Origin of the sequence: Streptomyces chengmaiensis, from assembly GCF_029846775.1 — a bacterium.
Classification (GTDB): Bacteria; Actinomycetota; Actinomycetes; order Streptomycetales; family Streptomycetaceae; genus Streptomyces; species Streptomyces chengmaiensis.
The window spans coordinates 34,286-54,359 of record NZ_JARWBG010000030.1 but is presented as its reverse complement, the minus strand read 5'-3'; the positions used below and the strand labels follow the sequence as shown (position 1 = coordinate 54,359).

The following is a 20,074-nucleotide window of genomic DNA, read 5'->3' as shown; positions in this document are numbered from 1 at the left end:
GCCAGGGCCTAGCGTAGGCGGGCGTATCCCGCGCCCGGGGCGCACGACCCCCATTCGTGCCCACTCGCGCGAAAACCGTCCGCGTCGCTGGCGTGCGCCCGTGGTGGCGCGCCACGCTGGAGACAGTGATCGGCGACGGCGGTGAGCGTCGGCCGGCGTTCGGGCCGGGGTTGCAGGGGGCGGCGGGATGGGTGGACGGAGCTGGGGGGTGCCGGCGTCGGTTGCGGTCCTGCTGACCGCGGTGGTGACGGCGGTGCTGTGCACCGGCTGCCAGGAGGCCGCGGGCGGCCGTGCGGCCCCCGGTCCCCGAGGCTCCGGCGGCTCGGCGTCCGGGGCGTCGTCCGCCCCGGCGACGCCCGGGTACGGTGCGGTCTTCCTGGGGCGGGGCGAATGCGTCTCGCGCGGGCGGGAGTTCCACGAGGCGCCGTGCAGCAGCGAGAAGGCGACGGCCCTGGTCCTCGCCCGGTACGACGGACTCGCCTCGACGGGCCGCGGTGCGTGCCCCCAGACGACGGACTTCGTCCTGCACATCTCGGAGAGCCTGTCGGCCGCGGACGAGGACGGCGACGGCGAGGTCTCCCGCGGCTACGCCTGCATGCGGAATCTGGAGCCTCCGCATCCGGGCGATCCGGGCGGGGGCGGCGGCCCCCACACCGTCGTCGGCGACTGCGTCTACACCGCGCGCAAGGGGCAAGTGAAGGAGACCGCCTGCGACGGGTCGGGCGAGCACGCCCCGCAGTACGAGGTGGCCTCGGCGGTGGCGCGGCGCGCCCAGTGCCCGCCGTCCACCGAGTTGTTCGTCACGCTCGGCGGGGAGCGGCCGGTGGGCTGCGCCCGCCGTGTCTGACGGGCGGACGCAGCCCCTCCGGGCTCACGGGCCTACGGGCCTGCGGGCCTACGGCAGGAAGGCCGGCATACGGCGGGCCTCCTGCTTGTCCAGCCCGGCGTCGAAGCCGGTCAGCCGCTTCGCCCCGGCGGGATTCTCCCGGACGGCGCGCGGTGCGACGCCCGCCCACTCCAGGATCGAGGCGGTGGCGCGCGCCCGCTCCTCCTTCTTCAGATCGGCGACGCCGGCTCCGTGGTTGGCGCCCGGCGCGGTGTAGACGTAGCTGTCCCGGGAACCCCGGCCGAGACGGAAGGGCTCCGCGCCCCAGGGGTCGTTCTCGCCGTACACGAACATCATCCGCTGGGCGCGGTGCCGCACCCAGCGGTCGACGTCGTACATCGCCCACGGCTTGAAGCGCATCGGGATCTCCCGAGGCACGAAGCTCCGCGGCGGCTGGTAGCCGTAGCGCACCAGACCGTCCAGATGCGGCTGGGCGATGTCGGGCGAACCCAGCTCGGTGCCCGCCTGGTAGTAGTACGGCGTGTACGGGGCGAGGCCCTGGTCCGTGTAGAAGGCAAGACCGGCTACCGCGTCGAGGGCGTCGTAGATCTCCTGGTCGGAGGCGGTGGCGGCGGTGGGGAGCGCCTCGCAGTCCGAGAGGTGGCTGTACTGCCAGAACGCCCAGGCGAAGTCGAGGACCACGGCCTCGTAGGCCCGGGAGAGGCTGCCGACGGTGGTGAAGGTGTAGCCCTCCTCCTCGGCGAACCGACGGTACTTCGCCTCCAGCGCCTCGCGGCGCACCAGGGCCTGGCGCTGCACCGCGCCCAGCCTGTCGCGGCACTCCCGGGTGCCGACGCGCGCGAGGAAGCGGTCATAGGCCGAGTCCTCCCGGTTCACCACGTCGTTGGGGGCGACGTAGGCGACGACGCCGTCCATGTCGCGGGGGTAGAAGCGCTCGTAGTACGTGGCGGTCATCCCGCCCTTTGAGCCGCCTGTGGCGATCCAGTTCTTGCGGTAGATCTTCTTCAGCGCCTTGAACACCCGGTGCTGGTCGCCGGCGGCCTGCCGGATGTCGAGCTTGGACCAGTCGGCGGGGCTCGGCCGGGACGGTGAGAAGAAGCGGTACTCCAGCGACACCTGGTTGCCGTCGACGATGGCCGTGGGCTCGGCGCGGCGGGGCGTGGTGCTCACGTGGTAGCCGGAGGTGTAGAAGACGGTGGGGCGGGCGGTGTCCTTGTGCAGCACGGTGATCCGCTGCTGGAAGGTGCCGCGATAGGGCCACCGGTGATCGACCGGCTGTGTGTAGTCGAGCACGAAGAAGCGGTAGCCGGGATACGGCTTCTCCTCGATGAGGCTCATGCCCGGGATCGCCAGGATGCGGTCCTTGATGTCCCGGCCTCCGTACGGGTCGGCGGAGGCCGGTTCGCCGGCGTACGGGTCAGCGGGCTGCGGTTCGGCGGCGTACGGTTCGGCGGCGGTGGCCGCGTGTGCCGTGGCCGGGCCGCCCGCCACGCCCATGGCGCCTATGAGCACCACGAGCGAGAGCAGCCATCTGAGCGCGTTGCGCATTCACCCTCCCCTGTTTCAAAGCGGTCGCGGTGAACCTAGCGGCGCAACACACCTCCCGCCAGACCCAGTTGAATCGCTCAGCAGAGGATCCACCCGGTGGACCGGGTGACACCGGAGACAGAACCGCTGGCCCGGACGCAGCGGTTGAGCGCGTGCACGGTGATGGGCCCGGCGTACCGGGTGAACCATCCGGCGTCGACGACGGCCCGGCCGCCGCGCGGCTGGAGCGACACCCGCATGGACCGCCGCTTGCCGGGCTTCTTGGCGAGCGTCATGGCGCAGGCGTAGTGCCGCCCCTTGTAGATCCGCAGCTCTCCGGTGGAGAAGGTCACGGTCTTGGCCAGCCGTCCCGTACAGGTGGCGGCAGCGCGGGCCTGGGCGGGGTGGGCGCCGGAGTTCACCAGCGTCAGCACGGCGACGGCGACGACCACCGCGCCCAGGCGCAGGCCGGTCCGCCGCCGTGCCGTGGCCCTGCCGGCGCTTATCGTGCCCGTCACTGCGGCTCCCCGTGTCGCTTCGGTCCCGTACGTACATGCGTACGACGCGGGTGCGGTGTGCTTCGGTTGCGGGGTTTCCCCCACCCACCCGCCCTTTCCTGCGGGGCTCCGTCCCCGCGCCCCGTGCGGCGCAGTGGCGTGCCGTGGGCCCCGGGGGCCGACCGCCTCCCGCGGAACGCCGGCTCTTCCCCATCCACCGGCCCTGTTCCGGCGCAGGGGCTTCGCCCCCGCCCCTCTGCGGCGCGAAGCGCCGTCTCCGCACGCGGCGAAGTGCCGGAAACGGGGGGAGGGCGGTGGGAGGACGTCCGCCCGCGCCAAGGGCCACCCGCACGCACGGGCGGCCGTGCCGTGCCGTGCCCCGCAGGGCTACACCGTCGCCCGCGCGTCCGCGCCGAGAAACGTGCGCCAGAGGGCCGCGTACCGTCCCTCCCCTGCTGCGAGCTCCTCGTGCGTGCCGTCCTCCACCACCCGGCCGTGGTCCATCACCACGACCCGATCCGCGCGTGCCGCCGTGGTCAGCCGATGAGCCACCACCAGGGTGGTGCGGCGGCCGGTCAGCCGGTCGGTGGCCCGGTTGACCTGGGCCTCCGCGGCCAGATCGAGCGCGGCCGTGGCCTCGTCGAGGAGCAGCACATCGGGGTCCACCAGCTCCGCCCGCGCCAGCGCGATCAGCTGCCGCTGGCCGGCCGAGAGATTGCGGCCCCGCTCGGTGACCTCGTGCAGATAGCCGCCGTCCAGTGTGGCGATCATGTCGTGCGCACCGACGGCCCGCGCCGCCGCCTCCACCTCCGCGTCGGTCGCGTCCGGCCGCCCGTAGGCGATCGCGTCCCGGACGGTGCCCTCGAAGAGATACGCCTCCTGAGGCACGACGCCGAGCCTGCGCCGGTAGGCGGTCAGATCGAGGTCCCGCAGATCGACGCCGTCCGCCGTGACCCGGCCGCCCGTCGGGTCGTAGAACCGGGCGACCAGCTTGACGAGGGTCGACTTGCCCGCGCCGGTCTCGCCGACGAAGGCGACCGTCTGCCCGGCCGGGATGCGCAGATCGACCCCGCGGAGCGCCTCCTCGTCGTCCCCGTAGGCGAAGGAGACGTTCTCGAAGGCGATGTCGCCGCGCAGTGCGGACACGCCTCGCGGCCGGTCCTGCTCCGCGGTGGAGGTGGTCTCCGCGAGCAGCTGCTGGATGCGCCCGACCGACACCGATGCCTGCTGGTAGCCGTCGAAGACCTGCGACAGCTGCTGCACGGGCGCGAAGAACAGCTCGATGTAGAGCAGATAGGCCACCAGCGCGCCCGTCGAGAGGGTGCCCGCCTCCACCCGGCCCGCGCCGACGATCAGCACCGCCGCGGCCGCCGCGGCCGCCAGCAGCTGTACGAACGGGAAGTACACGGAGATCAGCCACTGGCCGCGCACCCGCGCCTGCCGGTAGGAGTCGCTGCCGGCCGTGTAGTGCGCATCGCCGTCCCGCTCGCGCCGGAAGGCCTGCACGATCCGCAGCCCGGAGACCGACTCCTGGAGGTCGGCGTTGACGACGCTGATGCGCTCTCGGGCCAGCTCGTACGCCTTGACGCTCTGCCGCCGGAAGAAGACGGTGCCGACGATCAGGACGGGCAGCGTCGCGAACACCGTCAGCGCCAGCTGCACGTCGATGACGACGAGCGCGACCATGATGCCGAAGAACGTGACGACCGAGACGAACGCGGTGACGAGCCCCGTCTGCAGGAAGGTGGACAACGCGTCCACATCCGTCGTCATCCGGGTCATGATGCGGCCGGCCAGCTCACGCTCGTAGAAGTCGAGACCGAGGCGCTGGAGCTGCGAGAAGATCTTCAGCCGGAGGGAGTAGAGGATGCGCTCCCCGGTGCGGCCGGTCTTGCGGGTCTCGCCGACCTGGGCGACCCACTGCACGGCCACGGTCGCCAGTCCGAGCGCGGCCGCCGTCCACACCGCGCCGAGCGCCAGCTCGGTGACGCCCTCGTCGATGCCGTACCGGATGAGCACCGGCAGCAGCAGACCCATGCCCGCGTCCACGGCCACCAGCGCCAGGCTGATCAGCAACGGCAGCCCGAAGCCGCGCAGCAGTCCGCGCAGCCCGCGGCCCTGCGCCGGGCGCACGGCCCGCTCCTCGTCGACGTCCGGGGTGTCGGCGGCGGGCGGCAGGGCCTCGACCTGGGCGAGCAGTTCGGGCGTCGCGCCGGGCGCGGCGGGCTCGGTGCGCGGGGCGTCCTCCCGCACCCACAGGCCGGGGGTGATGCCGCGTTCGGCGTCGTACTCGGCCTGCATCTCCTCCCGTACGGTGCGGTCCTCGGGGATCTCGACGGCGACGGCGTGCCCGGGCGAGACGCCGCCCAGCTCGTCGGGGTCGGTGAGCAGCCGCCGGTAGAGCGCGGAGCGCCGCTGGAGCTCCTCGTGGGTGCCGATGTCGGCGAGGCGGCCGCCGTCGAGGACGGCGATGCGGTCGGCGAGGCCGAGCGTGGAGCGCCGGTGGGCGATCAGCAGGGTGGTGCGTCCCGCCATGACCGAGCGCAGGGCTTCATGGATCTCGTGCTCGATGCGTGCGTCGACGGCGGAGGTGGCGTCGTCGAGGAGCAGCAGCCTGGGGTCGGTGAGGATGGCCCGGGCGAGGGCGATGCGCTGGCGCTGGCCGCCGGAGAGGGTCAGCCCGTGTTCGCCGACCTTGGTGGCGTAGCCGTGCGGCAGTTCGTCGATGAAGCGGTCCGCCTGGGCGGCGCGGGCGGCGGCCGCGATCTCGGCGTCGGTCGCGCCGGGCCTGCCGTAGGCGATGTTGGCGCGGACGGTGTCGGAGAACAGGAAGCTGTCCTCGGGAACGAGGCCGATGGCGGCGCGCAGCGAGTCGAGGGTCAGCTCGCGGACGTCGCGGCCGCCGACGAGGACCGCGCCTCGGCTGACGTCGTAGAAGCGGGGCAGCAGCAGGGAGACGGTGGACTTGCCGCTGCCGGAGGAGCCGACGACGGCGACGGTCTCGCCGGGTTCGATCCGCAGCGAGAAGCCGTCGAGGACGGGCCGGCCCTCTTCGTATCCGAAGGTGACGTCGTCGAACTCGACGCTCGCGGGCGCGTCGGCGGGCAGTTCCCTGACGCCGTCCATCAGGGTCGGCTCGGTGTCGATCAACTCCAGTACGCGCTCCACGCCCGCACGTGCCTGCTGGCCGACGGTGAGGACCACAGCGAGCATCCGGACGGGGCCGACGAGCTGCGCCAGATAGGCGGAGAAGGCGACGAAGGTGCCCAGGGTGATCTGTCCGCGGACGGCGAGCCAGCCGCCGAGGGCGAGCATGGCGACCTGGCCGAGGGCGGGGACGGCCTGCAGGGCCGGGGTGTAGCGGGAGTTCAGCCGGATGGTGCGCAGCCGTCCGGCGAACAGCCTGCGGCCGGCTTCGCGGAGCTTGGCGGTCTCCTGCTCCTCCTGGCCGAAGCCCTTGACGACGCGCACCCCGAGGACCGCGCCGTCGACGACGCCCGCGACGGCCGCCGCCTGGCTCTGCGCCCACCAGGTGGAGGGGTGCAGGCGGGTGCGGCTGTGCTTGGCGATGAACCACAGGGCGGGGCCGACGGCGAGGGCGACCAGGGTGAGCGGCACGGACAGCCACGCCATGATCACCAGGGAGACGAGGAAGAGGAGGATGTTCCCGACGGTCATCGGGAGCATGAAGAGCAGGCTCTGGATGAGCTGGAGGTCGGTGGTGGCGCGGCCGACGACCTGGCCGGTGGAGAGTTCGTCCTGCCGCCGTCCGTCGAGCCCGGTGATGGTCCGGTACATCTCGGTACGCAGATCGTGCTGCACGTCGAGGGCGAGACGGCCGCCGTAGTAGCGGCGTATGTACGTCAGGACGTACACCACGACTGCGGCGGCGAGGAGCAGCCCGGTCCAGACGGCGAGGGACCGGGTGCCGGCGCCGATCACATCGTCGATGACGACCTTGGTGATCAGCGGGACGAGGGCCATCACCGCCATGCCGACCAGGGAGGAACCGAGCGCGAGCACCACATTGCGCCGGTACCGCCAGGCGTAGCCGGTCAGTCGCCGTGCCCACCCTTGCTCTGCCGCCGCCACGTGATGCCTCCCCGGTTGTTCTGCTCTGCCGGAAGGCACCAACGCGGCGAGCTGCGTATTTCATCCCCGGACAGCGGCCGCAGTGCGAAGACCGGTCTCCGGACCTAGGCCGTCCGGCGGATCTTCCCCTCCCGCCCCTTCCCGTGACCGGGGGCACGCCCCGGGGCCCCTGTACGGCCCGGCCGTGTCCTCGGCCTCCCCTGGTTGCCGCCGGGGGCGGCCCCAGCCGGGTGGATTCGGCGCCGAATTCCGGCCGCGTCGGCGTTTGAGGCGCGGGGTCCGGGGGCGGAGCCCCCCCGCGTCGCGGGGTCCGGGGCGGAGCCCCCGGTTCGGGAAGGGGCGGGGAGGGAAAGGGCCGGCCGACACCGCCCAGGTCCGCCGGCCCGAGGAACCACGCTGTCAGTGTGGGCCGGCGGTGCGGCCGCCGCACGGTGAGCCGGTGCAGGCGGGTGATCCCCCTGCCCGGCCCCGCGGCGCGTCGGCTCAGAGGAGCCCCGCCCCCGTCGGCGCGTCGGCTCAGAGGCGCGTCGGCCCCGCGGCGCGTCGGCTCAGAGGCGCGTCGGCTCAGAGGTGCGTCGGCGCGAACATCCTCAGCGCCGCCGGGAGCACCACCACCGAAGGACCCGGCGTCCCCAGCGCCTTCGACAGGTCCTCCGTCAGCGACTCGGGCGTCGTCCGCAGCGCCGGGACCCCGAAGGACTCCGCGAGGGCGGCGAAGTCCGGGCGGGCCAGCTCCGTGGCCGTCGCCTCCCCGAAGGCGTCCGTCATGTACTCGCGCAGAATCCCGTATCCGCCGTCGTCCACGATCAGCCAGGTGACGTCGAAGCCGTACTGCCGGGCCGCGGCCAGTTCCGCGATCGAGTACATCGCGCCGCCGTCGCCGGAGACCGCGAGCACCGGCCGTGTGCGGTCCGCGGCCGCCGCGCCGAGGGCCGCCGGGAAGGCGTAGCCGAGGCCGCCCGCGCCCTGGGCGGAGTGCATGGTGTCAGGGCGGCGGGGGTCGAAGGCGGACCACGCCCAGTAGGCGAGGATCGTCATGTCCCAGAAGCTGGGTGACTCGTCCGGCAGCGCCTCCCGTACGGAGGACAGCACCTGCTGCTCCAGGGCGAGCTCCTGGGAGGCGATCCGTTCACGCACCCGTGCGAGGACGTCCCGCACTCGTTCCTCCGCGCCGGAGTCCGCCCGATCGCGCACCGCCTCCAGCAGGGCGGACAGCCCGAGCCGCGCGTCCGCGTGGATGCCGAGCGCGGGGTGGTTGGACTCCAGCTTGCCGAGGTCCGCCTCGATCTGAATCACCCGGCCGCGCGGGGCGAACGTGTGGTAGTTGGACGAGAGTTCGCCGAGTCCGGAGCCGACGACCAGCAGGACGTCCGCGTCTTCGAGGAAGTCGGTGGTGTGCCGGTCCTCCAGCCAGGACTGGAGGGACAGCGGGTGTTCCCAGGGGAACGCGCCCTTGCCGCCGAAGGTGGTGACGACCGGCGCGTTCAGCTTCTCGGCGAGCGCGCGCAGCTTGCCGGAGGCGTCGGCGCGTACGACTCCGCCACCCGCGATGACGGCGGGCCGCTCGGCCGTGGACAGCAGATCGGCGGCGACGGCGGTCAGTTCGGGCCGCGGCACGATGTCGTGCGGGGTGGCGTCCACGGCGGTGACGACCGGCAGGGCGGTGGGCGCGAGGAGCACGTCCTGCGGGATCTCCACCCACACCGGTCCGTGCGGCGCGGTCAGCGCCGACTCCCAGGCCGCGGCGATCGCGGACGGGATCTGCGAGGCGGTGCGCACGGTGTGCACGGACTTCACGATGTCGCGGAACGACGCCTGCTGGTCGCGCAGTTCGTGCAGATAGCCGTGGCGGCCGCCGCCGAGTCCGGCGGTCGGCACCTGGCTGCCGACGGCCAGGACGGGCGCGGACGCCGCGGACGCCTCCTGGAGCGCGGCCAGCGACATCAGCGCGCCGGGCCCGGTGGACAGCAGCAGCGGCGCGGCCTCGCCGGTGATGCGCCCGTACGCGTCCGCCGCGAAGCCGGCGTTGTTCTCCATGCGCAGGCCGACGTAGGTCAGGGCGGAGCGGCGCAGCGCGTCGAACATGCCGAGCGCGTGCTGCCCGGGCAGGCCGAAGACGGTGGTCGCGCCGAGCCCCTGGAGGGTCTCGACGACGAGGTCGCCGCCGTTGCGGACCATGGACGCGCGGCGCTCTGCGCCTACTTGAGGGGTGGTGGCCGGGCGACGGGTGGGCGGGTTCAGCGCGGCCTCGGTCTGCGCGGGGGTCGGCCGCAGTACGAGGTCGTGGTCGTGGGTCACTTGCCGCGCGCCTGCGCGATCTGACGGGACATGATCGTGGTCAGCTCGTAGGCGGTGTGGGACGCGGCGACCGAGGTGATCTCGGCGTGGTCGTAGGCGGGGGCGACCTCGACGACGTCGGCGGAGACCAGGTTGCAGGAGGCGAGGCCGCGCAGGATCTCCAGCAGCTCGCGCGAGGTCATGCCGCCGGCTTCGGGGGTTCCGGTGCCGGGGGCGTGCGCCGGGTCGAGGCAGTCGATGTCGATGGAGATGTACAGCGGGCGGTCGCCGATGCGCTGGCGCAGCTGGTCGGCGACCTCGTCAGCGCCACGGCGGTAGACGTCGGAGGAGGTGACGATGCCGAAGCCCATCTTCTCGTCGTCTGTCAGGTCCTGCTTGCCGTAGAGCGGGCCGCGGATACCGACGTGGGAGAGCGCCTCGGTGTCGAGGATGCCCTCCTCGACGGCCCGGCGGAACGGGGTGCCGTGGGTGTACTCGGCGCCGAAGTAGGTGTCCCAGGTGTCCAGATGGGCGTCGAAGTGGAGCAGCGCGACGGGGCCGTGCTTCTTGGCGACCGAGCGGAGCAACGGCAGCGCGATGGTGTGGTCGCCGCCGAGGGTCATCATGCGGGCGCCGGTGCCGAGGAGGTCGTCGGCGGCGGCCTCGATGGTCTCGACCGCCTCGTTGATGTTGAACGGGTTGGCGGCGATGTCACCCGCGTCCGCGACCTGGGCGAGTGCGAAGGGCGAGGCGTCCTGCGCCGGGTTGTACGGCCGCAGCAGCCTCGACGCCTCACGGATGGCGTTGCCGCCGAAGCGCGCGCCGGGACGGTACGAGACCCCGGCGTCGAAGGGCACGCCGACGACGGCGACATCGGTGGCGCCGACCTCGTCGAGCCGTGGCAGCCGGGCGAACGTCGCGGGTCCTGCGTACCGCGGGATGCGGGACGAGTCGATGGGGCCGCGCGGCGTCTCGTTGCTGCTCATGACCATGCCTTCTTCCTGCGCTTCTATGGACGCGGCGGCTCTGTGCGGGGACATCCGCCCGTACCCGCGGCCGTCGGTTCGCCTCGACGATAGGTAGCCAAAAAGCGACTATGAAGTGTACGTTTCCTCCATCTCTGAAGACGATTATGGATAGAACGTCCACCATGCCGGATCCCATCGCTCACTCCACGGCACCAGCCACCCCACCGACCCCACCCGTCCCACTGACCGCGCTGCTGACCCGTGAGGACCTCGGTCTGCGGCTGGTCGCGGGCGCCCCCCACCCCGAGGACGTGGTCATCCAGTGGGTGCACACCTCGGAGATGGCCGATCCGTACCCGTATCTGCTCGGCGGCGAGCTGCTCCTGACGGCCGGCGTCCTGCTGAGGGACCCCGAGACGTACGCCGCCCGGGTCGTCGAGGCGGGCGGCGCGGCGATCGGCTTCGGGGTGACGCCGGTGCACGACACCGTCCCGGAGACCCTCGTCGCGGCGTGCGAACGGCACGGGCTGCCGCTGATCGAGGTGGAGCCGCGGACCCCGTTCACGGCGATCGCCCGCGCGGTATGGCGGCTCATGGCCCAGGCCCGCCTGCACGAGGTGCGCCGGGTGAGCGAGGCCCAGCAGGGCCTTGCCGGCGCGGCGGCCCGCCCGGACCCGGTTCCCGCGGTACTCAACCAGCTGGCCTCCCGCCTCACCGGCTGGGCGGTCCTGCTGGCACCCGACGGCACGGCCGTCCGGATGGCCGGATGGGCGCCCTCACAGGAGGCCCGCGAGGCCCTCGGGCGACTGGCGCGGATTGTGAGCCCTCAGGCGGCGGACGAGGAGGGGGAGGACGGCGTGTCCGCGGTGACGGCCGCGGGGCCGGCTGCCCGAACGCCGAGGGCCGGGGCGGAACACCGGACACCGGCCCCCGCAAAGGACACGAGGACCGCACGCCAGGGCGGCAACGCAGGACGGCTGCCCGCCCACGCCGGAGCACAGTCGCCGAAGGCCGTCCGTCAGGCCGCCCCCGCTGAGGGCGCCGGAGCCGCGCGACGCGCGCCTGCCTCAGCCACCGACTTCGTCGGCGACACTCAGCTCTCGGCACACGCCCTCGGCGGCGAGGGCCTCGTCCTGGGGATCGCCACAGAGGGCCGGGAACCCGGCAACCACACGATCACGGGCGTCGCCGTCGTCCTGCTGTCCCTGCTCACGGCCCCGCACCGGGGAGCCGACGCGACCGGGCGGACCGCCGCGCTGGTGCGGCTGCTGCTCGGAGCCGACCCCGCCGATGTGGCGCCGGCAGTGGGTCCGGGGCCCTGGACCGTGGTGCACGCCGGCCGGCCGGGTGGGCCCGACCGGCTCGCCGCGTCGGCCCTGGGCGCGGCACTGGGCAGCGCGCTGGTGGACGCGGACGGCGAGACCGTACGAATCCTGCTCTCCGGCGACCGGCAGGTCGAGCCGCAGCCGGGCTGGGTCCTGGGCGTGAGTGCCCCGGTCGAACCGGCGGGGATGGCCGCCGCAGACACCGCTGCCCGGCGGGCCCTGCGCCGGGCCGAGGCGATCCGGGTCCCGCTCGCCCGCCAGCGCGACGCGGGCCTCAGCGAGCTGATCGCGCCCGACGAGGCCACGGTCCACGCCCGCACCCTGCTCGCCCCGATCGCGGACTCCCCCGCCCTCACCGAGACCCTGCGCGTCTGGCTCTCCCTGCACGGCAGCTGGGACCGCACGGCGGTGGCCCTGGGCGTCCACCGCAACACCGTCCGCCAGCGGATGGCGCGCTGCGCGACGCTCCTGGGCGTGGACCTGGACGACGCGGACCAGCGGATGGAGCTGTGGTTCGCGCTGCGGCACCTGTGACGCCGCCACCCCCGCCTCCATGTTGCCGGGCCGGCGCACGACACCTCAGACCCCGCGACGGTCAGGCGGGCAGCCCGCCGCGCGCGATGATGTCCGCGTACCAGCGGGCGCTGTCCTTGAGGGTGCGCCGCTGTGTCGCGAAGTCCACGTGGACGATGCCGAAGCGCTTGCTGTAGCCGTACGCCCACTCGAAGTTGTCGAGCAGGGACCACAGGAAGTAGCCCCGCACATCGGCCCCGTCCGCGAGCGCCCGGTGCACCGCCGTCAGATGCGCGTGCAGGTACTCCACCCGCTCGGGGTCCTTCACCGCGCCTGACGGGTCGGCGTAGTCGTCGTAGGCCGCGCCGTTCTCCGTGATCAGCAGCGGCACTCCGGGCAGGTCGTCGCGAAGCCGCACCAGCAGCTCGTACAGTCCGCCGGCGTCCACCGGCCAGTTCATCGCCGTGCGCGGGCCGGGGGCCGGCAGGAAGCTCACGTGTCCCTCGGCGCCCGCCCACGGCGACGACGGGGACGAGGACGAGGACGGGGACGAGGACGGGGAAGCGGCGGCGACCACGGTGGGCGAGTAGTAGTTGATCCCGAGCGAGTCGATCGGGGCCGCCGTGACGTCCAGATCCCCGTCGAGGACGAACGACCAGTCCGTGACCGGGGCCGTGTCATGGATCAGGTCCTCGGGCAGTCGGCCGCGGAAGACCGGGTCGAGGAAGATCCGGTTGCCGACGGCGTCGATCCTGCGCGCCGCGTCCAGGTCCTCGGGAGCGTTTGAACGGGGGCGCACGGCATGGAGGTTGAGGGTAAGCGAGATCTCGGCAGCGGGCGCCGTGCCGCGCAGTTGCCCGACCGCCAGCCCGTGCGCCAGGTTGAAGTGGTGCGCAGCGCGCAGAGAGGCGATTGCGCTCGTGCGGCCGGGGGCGTGCTCCCCGTTGCCGTAGCCGAGGAAAGCGGCGCACCACGGCTCGTTCAGTGTGGTCCAGGTCGCCACCCGGTCGCCCAGCGCCTCGGCCATGATGGCCGCGTACTCGCCGAACCGGTACGCCGTGTCGCGCTCCGGCCAGCCGCCCGCGTCCTCCAGTTCCTGCGGCAGGTCCCAGTGGTAGAGCGTGGCCACCGGCCGGATGCCGGCCTCGAGCAGTTCGTCGACCAGCCGCCGGTAGAAGTCCAGGCCCTTCTGCACGGCGGGTCCGCGTCCGGTGGGCTGCACCCGGGGCCAGGCGATCGAGAAGCGGTAGTCGGTGACGCCGAGCCGCCGCATCAGGCCGATGTCCTCGCTCACCCGGTGGTAGTGGTCGGCGGCGACGTCCCCGGTGTCGCCGTTGCGGACCCTGCCCGGGGTGCGGCTGAAGGTGTCCCAGATCGACGGGGTGCGGCCGTCCTCGGAGGCGGCTCCCTCGATCTGGTACGCCGCGGTGGCCGTGCCCCAGCGGAAGCCTGTCGGGAACCGGAGCGTGGTCGTGGCGGGGCGTGCGTCGAGCGCGGTCATGAGGATGGGACTCCCAGGAGTGAGACGTTGCTGCGGGGAACGGGTGGGTGAGGGTCAGCCCTTGACCGCGCCCTGCATGATGCCGCCGACGATCTGCCGGCCCAGAAGGCCGAAAACCAGCAGCACCGGCAGGGTGCCGAGCAGGGTGCCCGCCATGATCACGGATTGGTCGTGGACGTAGCCGCCGCCGAGCTGGCGCAGTGCGACCTGGACGGTCGGCTCGGACGAGGTGAGGGCGACGATCGGCCAGAAGAAGTCGTTCCAGGCCGTCATGAAGGTCAGCAGGCCCAGCACGGCCATCCCGGGCCGGGCGACGGGCACCACGATCGACCAGAAGATCCGGGCCGTCGAGGCGCCGTCGACACGGGCCGCCTCGATCAGTTCGTCCGGGAGTGACTGCACGAGGTACTGCCGCATGAAGAACACCCCGAACGCGGAGACCAGGCCCGGCAGGATCACCGCCTGCAGCTGGTTCACCCACTGCAGCTCCGCGATCAGCATGAACAGCGGGATCACGCCCAGCTGCGGCGGGATCATCATCGTCCCGACTGTGATGCCCAGCAGCGCGCCCCGGCCCCGGAAGCGGAGCTTGGCGAAGGCGAAGCCGGCGAGCGTGCAGCACAGCACGGTGCCGACGGTGATCGAGCCGGACACGATGAACGAGTTCACCAGGGCTTTGCCGATGTCGGCCTCCTCCATCACCGCCTCGAAGTTGCGGATCAGATCGGAGCCGGGCAGCAGCGCCGGCGGCACCTGCGCCAGATCGGCGTTGGAACGGCTGGCCGCGACGACCGTCCAGTAGAACGGGAAGGCGGAGACCAGCACAGCTGCGGTCAGAATGGCGTAGGCGAGTTTTCCGCCCCGCATCGTGCGTCCCGCCCGGGAGCGGCCGCGACGCTTCCGGGCGGCGGGCCGGTCGGCGGCCGGGCGCTTGACCGGGGGTTCGGCGAGTACGGTCATCGGCCGGCCTCCTTGTGGGAACGGCGGCGCGCGACCAGGGCGTTGACTCCGACGAGCACCAGGATCAGCAGGAACATCAACCAGGCGATGGCGGCGGCCCGGCCCAGGTGGAAGAAGCCCCAGCCCTGCTCGTACATGTAGAGCCCGAGGGTCTGGTACTGGTGCGAGATGCCGCCGGACACCGACCCCTCGTAGAGCAGCGGCTCGCCGAACAGCTGGGTCGCGCCGATCGTCGACACGATGACCGTGAAGACGATCGTGGGCCGCAGACCGGGCAGCGTGACATGGAAGAACTGCCGCCACCTCGACGCACCGTCCATCTCGGCCGCCTCGTACAGCTCGCTCGGGATGGACTGCATACCCGCCAGATAGATCAGGGCGTTGTATCCGGTCCAGCGCCAGATGACGATGGAGGACACCGCGATCTGAGAGGCCACCGTGCCGGTCTGCCAGTCGACGGGACCGACGCCGACGAGCCCGAGGCAGAAGTTGACCAGGCCGAAGTCGCGGCCGAAGAGCTGGGCGAAGACCAGGGTGGCTGCGGCGACCGAGGTCGCATAGGGCAGCAGCATCGCGGTGCGCAGGAAGGTGCGGCCGCGCAGACGGTAGTTGAGCAGGTGCGCAAGCCCGAGGGCCATCACCAGCTGCGGCACGGTGGAGAGCACTCCGATGGTGAACGTGTTGCGCAGCGAGGTCCAGAAGAACTCGTCGCTCAGCAGCGCGGTGTAGTTGTCCAGGCCCCGCCACTCCATGTCACCGGGGGTCTGGAGCTCGACCCGGTACAGCGACACGAACGCCGTGTAGATCAACGGGAAGAGCCCGAAGGCGGCGAACAGAGTGAAGAACGGGGCGATGTAGGCGTACGGGGAGACCTTCTGCCACGCCCGCCGGAGAGTCGGTGCGCGGGGTGGCGAGATCTGCTTCGCGGATGCGGCCAGGGTCACGGTGCGGCCCTTCGGGGTGAGTCGGTACCGGGGCGGGGCGAGCCTTGGGGCCGGTCCGGGCGGGACCGCCCGGACCGCGGACCGGCCCCAAGGCGCCGGGTCAGCCGATGGTGTTGGCGACGCCCTTCCGGGCGTTCGACCACGCCTTGTCGGGCGCCGTGCCCTTGCGCTCGACCTCGCTCAGGGCGTTGGTGATCTGCTGGGCGACGTTCTGATCGTGGACGCCGAGCACCTGGACGGGGGCCGCCTTGGCCGCCTCGCCGAAGATCCTGCCGATCGGCGCGCCGTTGAAGTAGAGGTCCGTCGCGTCGGCGACCTGCTCGATCGCGCCCGTCGAGGACGGGAAGTTGCCCTGCTTCTGGAAGAGCTTGGCCTGTTGCTCGGGGGCGGTGAGCCACTTGACCAGCTCGTAGGCCTCCTTCTTGTTCTTCGCCGCCTTGGGCACCGCGAGGTACGAGCCTCCCCAGTTGCCTGCGCCGCCGGGCAGCGCGGCGATGTCCCACTTGCCCTTGCCCGCGTCACCGGCCTGGCCCTTGATGTAGCCGAGCATCCAGGCGGGGCAGGGGATGGTGGCGAAGGAACCGGCTGCGAACGCCTGGTTCCACTGCGGGGACCACTGGTCCAGCTTGGCGCTCAGTCCGCTCCGCGCCGCCTCGACCGAGGTGTCCCAGGCGGTCTTCAGTGCCGGGTTGGTCTCCCAGATGAGCTTGCCGGAGGCGTCGTAGTAACGTTCCTTCTCCTGCCCGATCATGATCGAGTAGAGGCTGCCGACGCTGTCGATCCAGGCGCTCTTGGCCGGGGCCTTCTCCTTGTACTTCTTGCCGAGCTCCAGGTAGCCGTCCCAGGTCGACCACTTCGTCGCGAGTTCCTCGCGGTCGGTGGGCAGCCCCGCCTGCCGGAGGAGGTCGCTGCGATAGCACATGGCCTCGGGGCCGACGTCCGTGCCGAGGCCGAGGACCGCGCCGTTGCCTGCTGTGGCGGCCGCCCACTTGGCCTCGGCGAACTGGCTCTTGAGCTCGTCGGCGCCGTACTTCCTCAGATCCTCGAACCTGTCGGCCTGCTGCTGGGTGACGGACGCGATCCGGCCGACCTCGATGCCCTGGACGTCGGCGAGGCCGCCGCCGCCGGCGAGCCGGGTCTGGAGCGACTTCCAGTAGTCGGCCTCGTCCTCGGTGTCGGTCTGCTTGATCGTGACACCCGGGTTGAGCTTCTCGTACTCCGCGTAGAGTCCGGCCTCCTTGTAGCCGAAGGAGCCGAACAGGTCGACGGTGATGGTGACTTTTCCGCCTGCGCTGTCGGACGCCTCGTCCGACGGGCCTCCGCAGGCGGCAAGCAGGGTCCCGGCGAGCACGACCGCACCCAATCGGACGGTTGCCCTCCTAGCGGCTCGGGCGATGGGCATGGAAGCCTCCCTTGGCTTCGGGGTGGAGCGAGAGCCGTGAGAGCGCTCTCAAGCTGCGGATGGAGCGTGCCCGCCCGGCGCACCCTCCGTCAAGACTCGAAGACATAACGGGTTGGACTCATCCCCAAGTCCCCGCCTGTGTCCCAGCTATTGACACCAGGTTTCAGGAGTCTTACGTTTCCAGCCAATCTGAGAGCGCTCTCGGACATGTCCGACCGTGATGAGTCACCCCCCTCCCGTGATGAGTCACCCCTCCCCTGACGAGTCACCCCTCCCCTGACGAGTCGCTCCCATCCCGACCGTTCGGTCTTCCTGCCGCATCGACCGTGACGAGTCGCCCCCTGTCCGTCGTGAAGCCACGAGGTGCCATTCATGCCAGCCCCCCGCAGACGACCGGCCGCCGTGCTGGTCCTGGCCACCGCCCTGGCCGCAGCCGGCCTCGTTCCGGCCGCGTCCCCGGCCGCCGCCGCCACTGTTCCTGTAGGTTCCGGCAGTTACTCCGACTCCCGCCCCGCCGGCACGTCCGGCCCCACCACCAACACCGGTACGCCGGTCACCCCCAAGGTCACCGCAGCCGCGCAGGGCAAGCCCGTGCCCACCAACGACTGGTGGTCCTCCCTCGCCTTCCAGCGCTACGGCGACAACCCGTACTCGACCCCGATGTACGGCCATCCACTCACCTACCAGGCCGTCTCCGGCGGACTGGAGATCGGCTACCCGACGACCCCCGCGATCGTCGGCGACGGCCGCCAGTACGAGTACGCCCACAAGGGCGACCTCACCCTCGGCCTCACCGGGCTCAACTCTCCCGACACCAAGGCCGACGCATGGTCCGACTGGACCGTCACGCCGTACTGGTCCGACGGCGCCCGCACCCTGCGCACCACGATCGGCCACGGCATGCCGTTCGTGTACGCCACGGGCACCGGCGGCGACGCCCAGATCACCACGACCGCCGCCCCCACCGTCTTCGCCGACCAGGGCAACGTCCTCGGCATCACGGTCTCCGGCCACCACTACGCGCTGTTCGCGCCGAGCGGCAGCGACTGGAACGTCTCCGGCAAGACGATCAGCGCCGGCCTCGGCGGCAAGGACTACTTCTCACTCGCCGTGCTCCCCTCTGCCGACGCCCTCGCGACGTACCGGAAGTACGCGTACAGCTTTGTCACCGGCTCCACCGTGGACTGGAGCTACACCGGCGGCACGGTACGGGCCACGTACACGCTCTCCACCGAGGCCAAGGAGGGCGCCGAACGCGCCACGCTCCAGGCGCTCTACCGCCACCAGTGGCTCAACACGACGGACGCCCTCACCCCGTACACCTATGTCTCACCGCGCGGCACCATGAAGGTCCGCGAGTCGGCCTCCTTCACCACCGCGCAGAAGGCGTCCGCCGTACTGCCGGGGCTCCCGCGGTCCGGCGGCGTCGACACCGCCCGGCTGCGCACCTACCTGAGCGAGGTCGCCGACTCCCCCGACCCGTTCTCCGGCGCCGTCGACACCTACTGGACGGGCAAGGCGCTCGGCAGGCTCGCGCAGCTGGTGCCGCTGGCCGACCAGATCGGCGAGGGCGCGATCCGCGACAAGCTCCTCGGGCTGATCAAGGGGCGCCTCCAGGAGTGGTTCACCGCCGGCGGCGCCAACGAGTTCTCCTACGACCCGGCCTGGAAGGCCCTCACCGGCTACCCCGCGTCCTACGGCAGCGACACCGAGCTCAACGACCACCACTTCCACTACGGCTACTACGTCTACGCAGCCGCGATCGTCGCCCAGTACGACCAGACCTGGGCCGCGGACTCCGCCTGGGGCGGCATGGTGAAGACCCTGATCCGCGACACCGCCAACCCGAGCCGCACCGACAGCGCGTTCCCCTTCCTGCGCGGCTTCGACGTCTACGCCGGCCACAGCTGGGCCTCCGGACACCAGGGCTTCGCCGCGGGCAACAACCAGGAGTCGTCGTCGGAGTCGACCAACCTCAGCGCGGCACTCGTGCTGTGGGGCTCGGCCACCGGTGACAACACCCTGCGTGACCTCGGCGCCTATCTGCTCACCACGGAGGCGGAGTCGATCGCCCAGTACTGGTTCGACGCCGACGAGCAGGTCTTCCCCTCCTCCTTCGGACACGACACGGCCGGCATGGTCTGGGGCAGCGGCGCCGCCTACGCCACCTGGTGGACCGCCAACCCCGAGGAGATCCACGGCATCAACGTCCTGCCCGTGACCGGCGGCTCGCTTCACCTTGGCGGTGAGAAGGCGGCGATCCGGCGCAACATCGCCGAGATGGAACGCGAGAACGGCGGTCCGGCCGTCGAATGGCGCGACATCCTCTGGGAGTTCCAGTCCTTCGCCGATCCCCATCTCGCCAAGTCCAAGTGGGACGCGGGCAACGCCTCCTACACACCCGAGCGGGGGGAGTCCAAGGCCCACACGTACCACTGGATCAGCACCCTCGACACACTCGGCGCCCCCGACACCGGCGTCACCGGCTCCATCCCCACCTCCGCCGTCTTCACCAAGGGCACGGTGCGGACCTACGCCGCGCACAACCACGGCCCCGCCGCACGCACCGTGACGTTCTCCGACGGCAAGACCCTGACCGTGCCCGCCCGTTCGACGGCCACGGGCACCGGAACCAGCGGCGACCCGGACCCCGGTCCGCCGACCGGGAACACCTTCCAGCTGCGCTCCGACGGCACCCTGACCACGGCGACGGGCGGCGCCGCGGGAAGCGACACGATCGCCTCGGCCGACGGCGCCAACCATGACGGCACCCCGTACCAGCCGCTCGTCTACGAGATCCGCGGCGTCAACGGCGCCTACACCCCCGGTGGGTCCACGGCGTTCCGTCTCCAGCTGGACGCGGGCGCCGCGGTCGGCCTCGGCCAGCAGGCCAGGATCAGCTACGACCTCACCGGGGACGGCAGCTTCGACCGCGTCGAGACCTACAACTACTTCGCGACCGACCCGGTCAACGGGTGGGAGGAGTACGCCCAGTCACGCGGCCTGAAGTCGGCCACCGGCAGCCTCGACAACATGACCGGCGGAACCGTCCGGCTGGAGGTGTGGAGCGCCATCGGCAGCCAGGAGTCCGAGCTCCAGACGGGTACGGACAAGTCCGTGCTGGTCATCCCCTACAGCTGAGCGGGCCCCTGTCCGGGCCGGCTGTCCGGGCCGGCGGCGTACCGCACGACCTCCCACAGGAAACACGGCGGGCATCGGAG

The 20,074-nt window shown here is 72.0% G+C and carries 12 protein-coding genes; 3 read left to right on the top strand and 9 right to left on the bottom strand.

Annotated elements, in window-relative coordinates; translation table 11 throughout:
• Positions 1-187: 187 nt before the first annotated feature.
• Positions 188-847, top strand: coding sequence for a hypothetical protein (locus QCN29_RS23425; protein WP_398859775.1), 660 nt, complete (start codon positions 188-190; stop codon positions 845-847).
• Positions 848-895: 48 nt separating this feature from the next.
• Here the strand turns inward: QCN29_RS23425 and QCN29_RS23420 are convergent, their stop codons facing one another.
• The 5 genes from QCN29_RS23420 to speB form a co-directional block, all read right to left on the bottom strand.
• A complete protein-coding gene (locus QCN29_RS23420) occupies positions 896-2,395 on the bottom strand; it encodes a S28 family serine protease (RefSeq protein WP_279930585.1) in 1,500 nt (499 codons plus the stop codon).
• 77 nt (positions 2,396-2,472) lie between these two features.
• Positions 2,473-2,826 (bottom strand): hypothetical protein, encoded by a 354-nt coding sequence (locus tag QCN29_RS23415; RefSeq protein WP_240135631.1) that lies wholly within the window; start codon positions 2,824-2,826, stop codon positions 2,473-2,475.
• 432 nt (positions 2,827-3,258) lie between these two features.
• Positions 3,259-6,963, bottom strand: coding sequence for an ABC transporter ATP-binding protein (locus QCN29_RS23410; RefSeq protein WP_279930583.1), 3,705 nt, complete (start codon positions 6,961-6,963; stop codon positions 3,259-3,261).
• A 564-nt stretch (positions 6,964-7,527) separates the two neighbouring features.
• Positions 7,528-9,261, bottom strand: a complete 1,734-nt coding sequence (locus tag QCN29_RS23405; RefSeq protein ID WP_279930582.1) for a thiamine pyrophosphate-binding protein — start codon at positions 9,259-9,261, stop codon at positions 7,528-7,530.
• Positions 9,258-10,226 (bottom strand): agmatinase, encoded by a 969-nt coding sequence (gene speB, locus QCN29_RS23400; protein WP_279930581.1) that lies wholly within the window; start codon positions 10,224-10,226, stop codon positions 9,258-9,260. Before speB ends, QCN29_RS23405 begins: the two co-directional genes overlap by 4 nt.
• Positions 10,227-10,390: 164 nt before the next feature.
• Between speB and QCN29_RS23395 the strand changes: the two genes are divergently transcribed.
• Positions 10,391-12,067, top strand: a complete 1,677-nt coding sequence (locus tag QCN29_RS23395) for a PucR family transcriptional regulator (RefSeq protein WP_279930580.1) — start codon at positions 10,391-10,393, stop codon at positions 12,065-12,067.
• A 61-nt stretch (positions 12,068-12,128) separates the two neighbouring features.
• Here the strand turns inward: QCN29_RS23395 and QCN29_RS23390 are convergent, their stop codons facing one another.
• From QCN29_RS23390 to QCN29_RS23375, 4 genes are all read right to left on the bottom strand, one after another.
• Complete coding sequence (locus QCN29_RS23390; RefSeq protein ID WP_279930579.1) at positions 12,129-13,547, bottom strand: GH1 family beta-glucosidase; 1,419 nt, start codon at positions 13,545-13,547, stop codon at positions 12,129-12,131.
• Between the two features lie 54 nt (positions 13,548-13,601).
• Positions 13,602-14,507, bottom strand: coding sequence for a carbohydrate ABC transporter permease (locus QCN29_RS23385; RefSeq protein WP_279930578.1), 906 nt, complete (start codon positions 14,505-14,507; stop codon positions 13,602-13,604).
• A complete protein-coding gene (locus QCN29_RS23380; protein WP_279930576.1) occupies positions 14,504-15,451 on the bottom strand; it encodes a carbohydrate ABC transporter permease in 948 nt (315 codons plus the stop codon). Before QCN29_RS23380 ends, QCN29_RS23385 begins: the two co-directional genes overlap by 4 nt.
• Before the next feature lie 100 nt (positions 15,452-15,551).
• Positions 15,552-16,853: an ABC transporter substrate-binding protein gene (locus QCN29_RS23375; RefSeq protein WP_279930574.1), complete on the bottom strand. Its 1,302-nt coding sequence runs from the start codon at positions 16,851-16,853 to the stop codon at positions 15,552-15,554.
• A 372-nt stretch (positions 16,854-17,225) separates the two neighbouring features.
• On the opposite strand from QCN29_RS23375, the gene QCN29_RS23370 reads away from it, so the two are divergent.
• Positions 17,226-19,994: a glycosyl hydrolase gene (locus QCN29_RS23370; RefSeq protein ID WP_279930573.1), complete on the top strand. Its 2,769-nt coding sequence runs from the start codon at positions 17,226-17,228 to the stop codon at positions 19,992-19,994.
• The last annotated feature ends 80 nt before the right edge of the window (positions 19,995-20,074 follow it).

What these genes read in the sequence shown, in the direction of transcription:
- QCN29_RS23425 (WP_398859775.1), top strand. Translation starts at nt 188, where the DNA reads ATGGGTGGACGGAGCTGGGGGGTGCCGGCGTCGGTTGCGGTCCTGCTG.
- QCN29_RS23420 (WP_279930585.1), bottom strand. Translation starts at nt 2,395, where the DNA reads ATGCGCAACGCGCTCAGATGGCTGCTCTCGCTCGTGGTGCTCATAGGC.
- speB (WP_279930581.1), bottom strand. Translation starts at nt 10,226, where the DNA reads ATGAGCAGCAACGAGACGCCGCGCGGCCCCATCGACTCGTCCCGCATC.
- QCN29_RS23395 (WP_279930580.1), top strand. Translation starts at nt 10,391, where the DNA reads ATGCCGGATCCCATCGCTCACTCCACGGCACCAGCCACCCCACCGACC.
- QCN29_RS23390 (WP_279930579.1), bottom strand. Translation starts at nt 13,547, where the DNA reads ATGACCGCGCTCGACGCACGCCCCGCCACGACCACGCTCCGGTTCCCG.
- QCN29_RS23385 (WP_279930578.1), bottom strand. Translation starts at nt 14,507, where the DNA reads ATGACCGTACTCGCCGAACCCCCGGTCAAGCGCCCGGCCGCCGACCGG.
- QCN29_RS23375 (WP_279930574.1), bottom strand. Translation starts at nt 16,853, where the DNA reads ATGCCCATCGCCCGAGCCGCTAGGAGGGCAACCGTCCGATTGGGTGCG.
- QCN29_RS23370 (WP_279930573.1), top strand. Translation starts at nt 17,226, where the DNA reads ATGCCAGCCCCCCGCAGACGACCGGCCGCCGTGCTGGTCCTGGCCACC.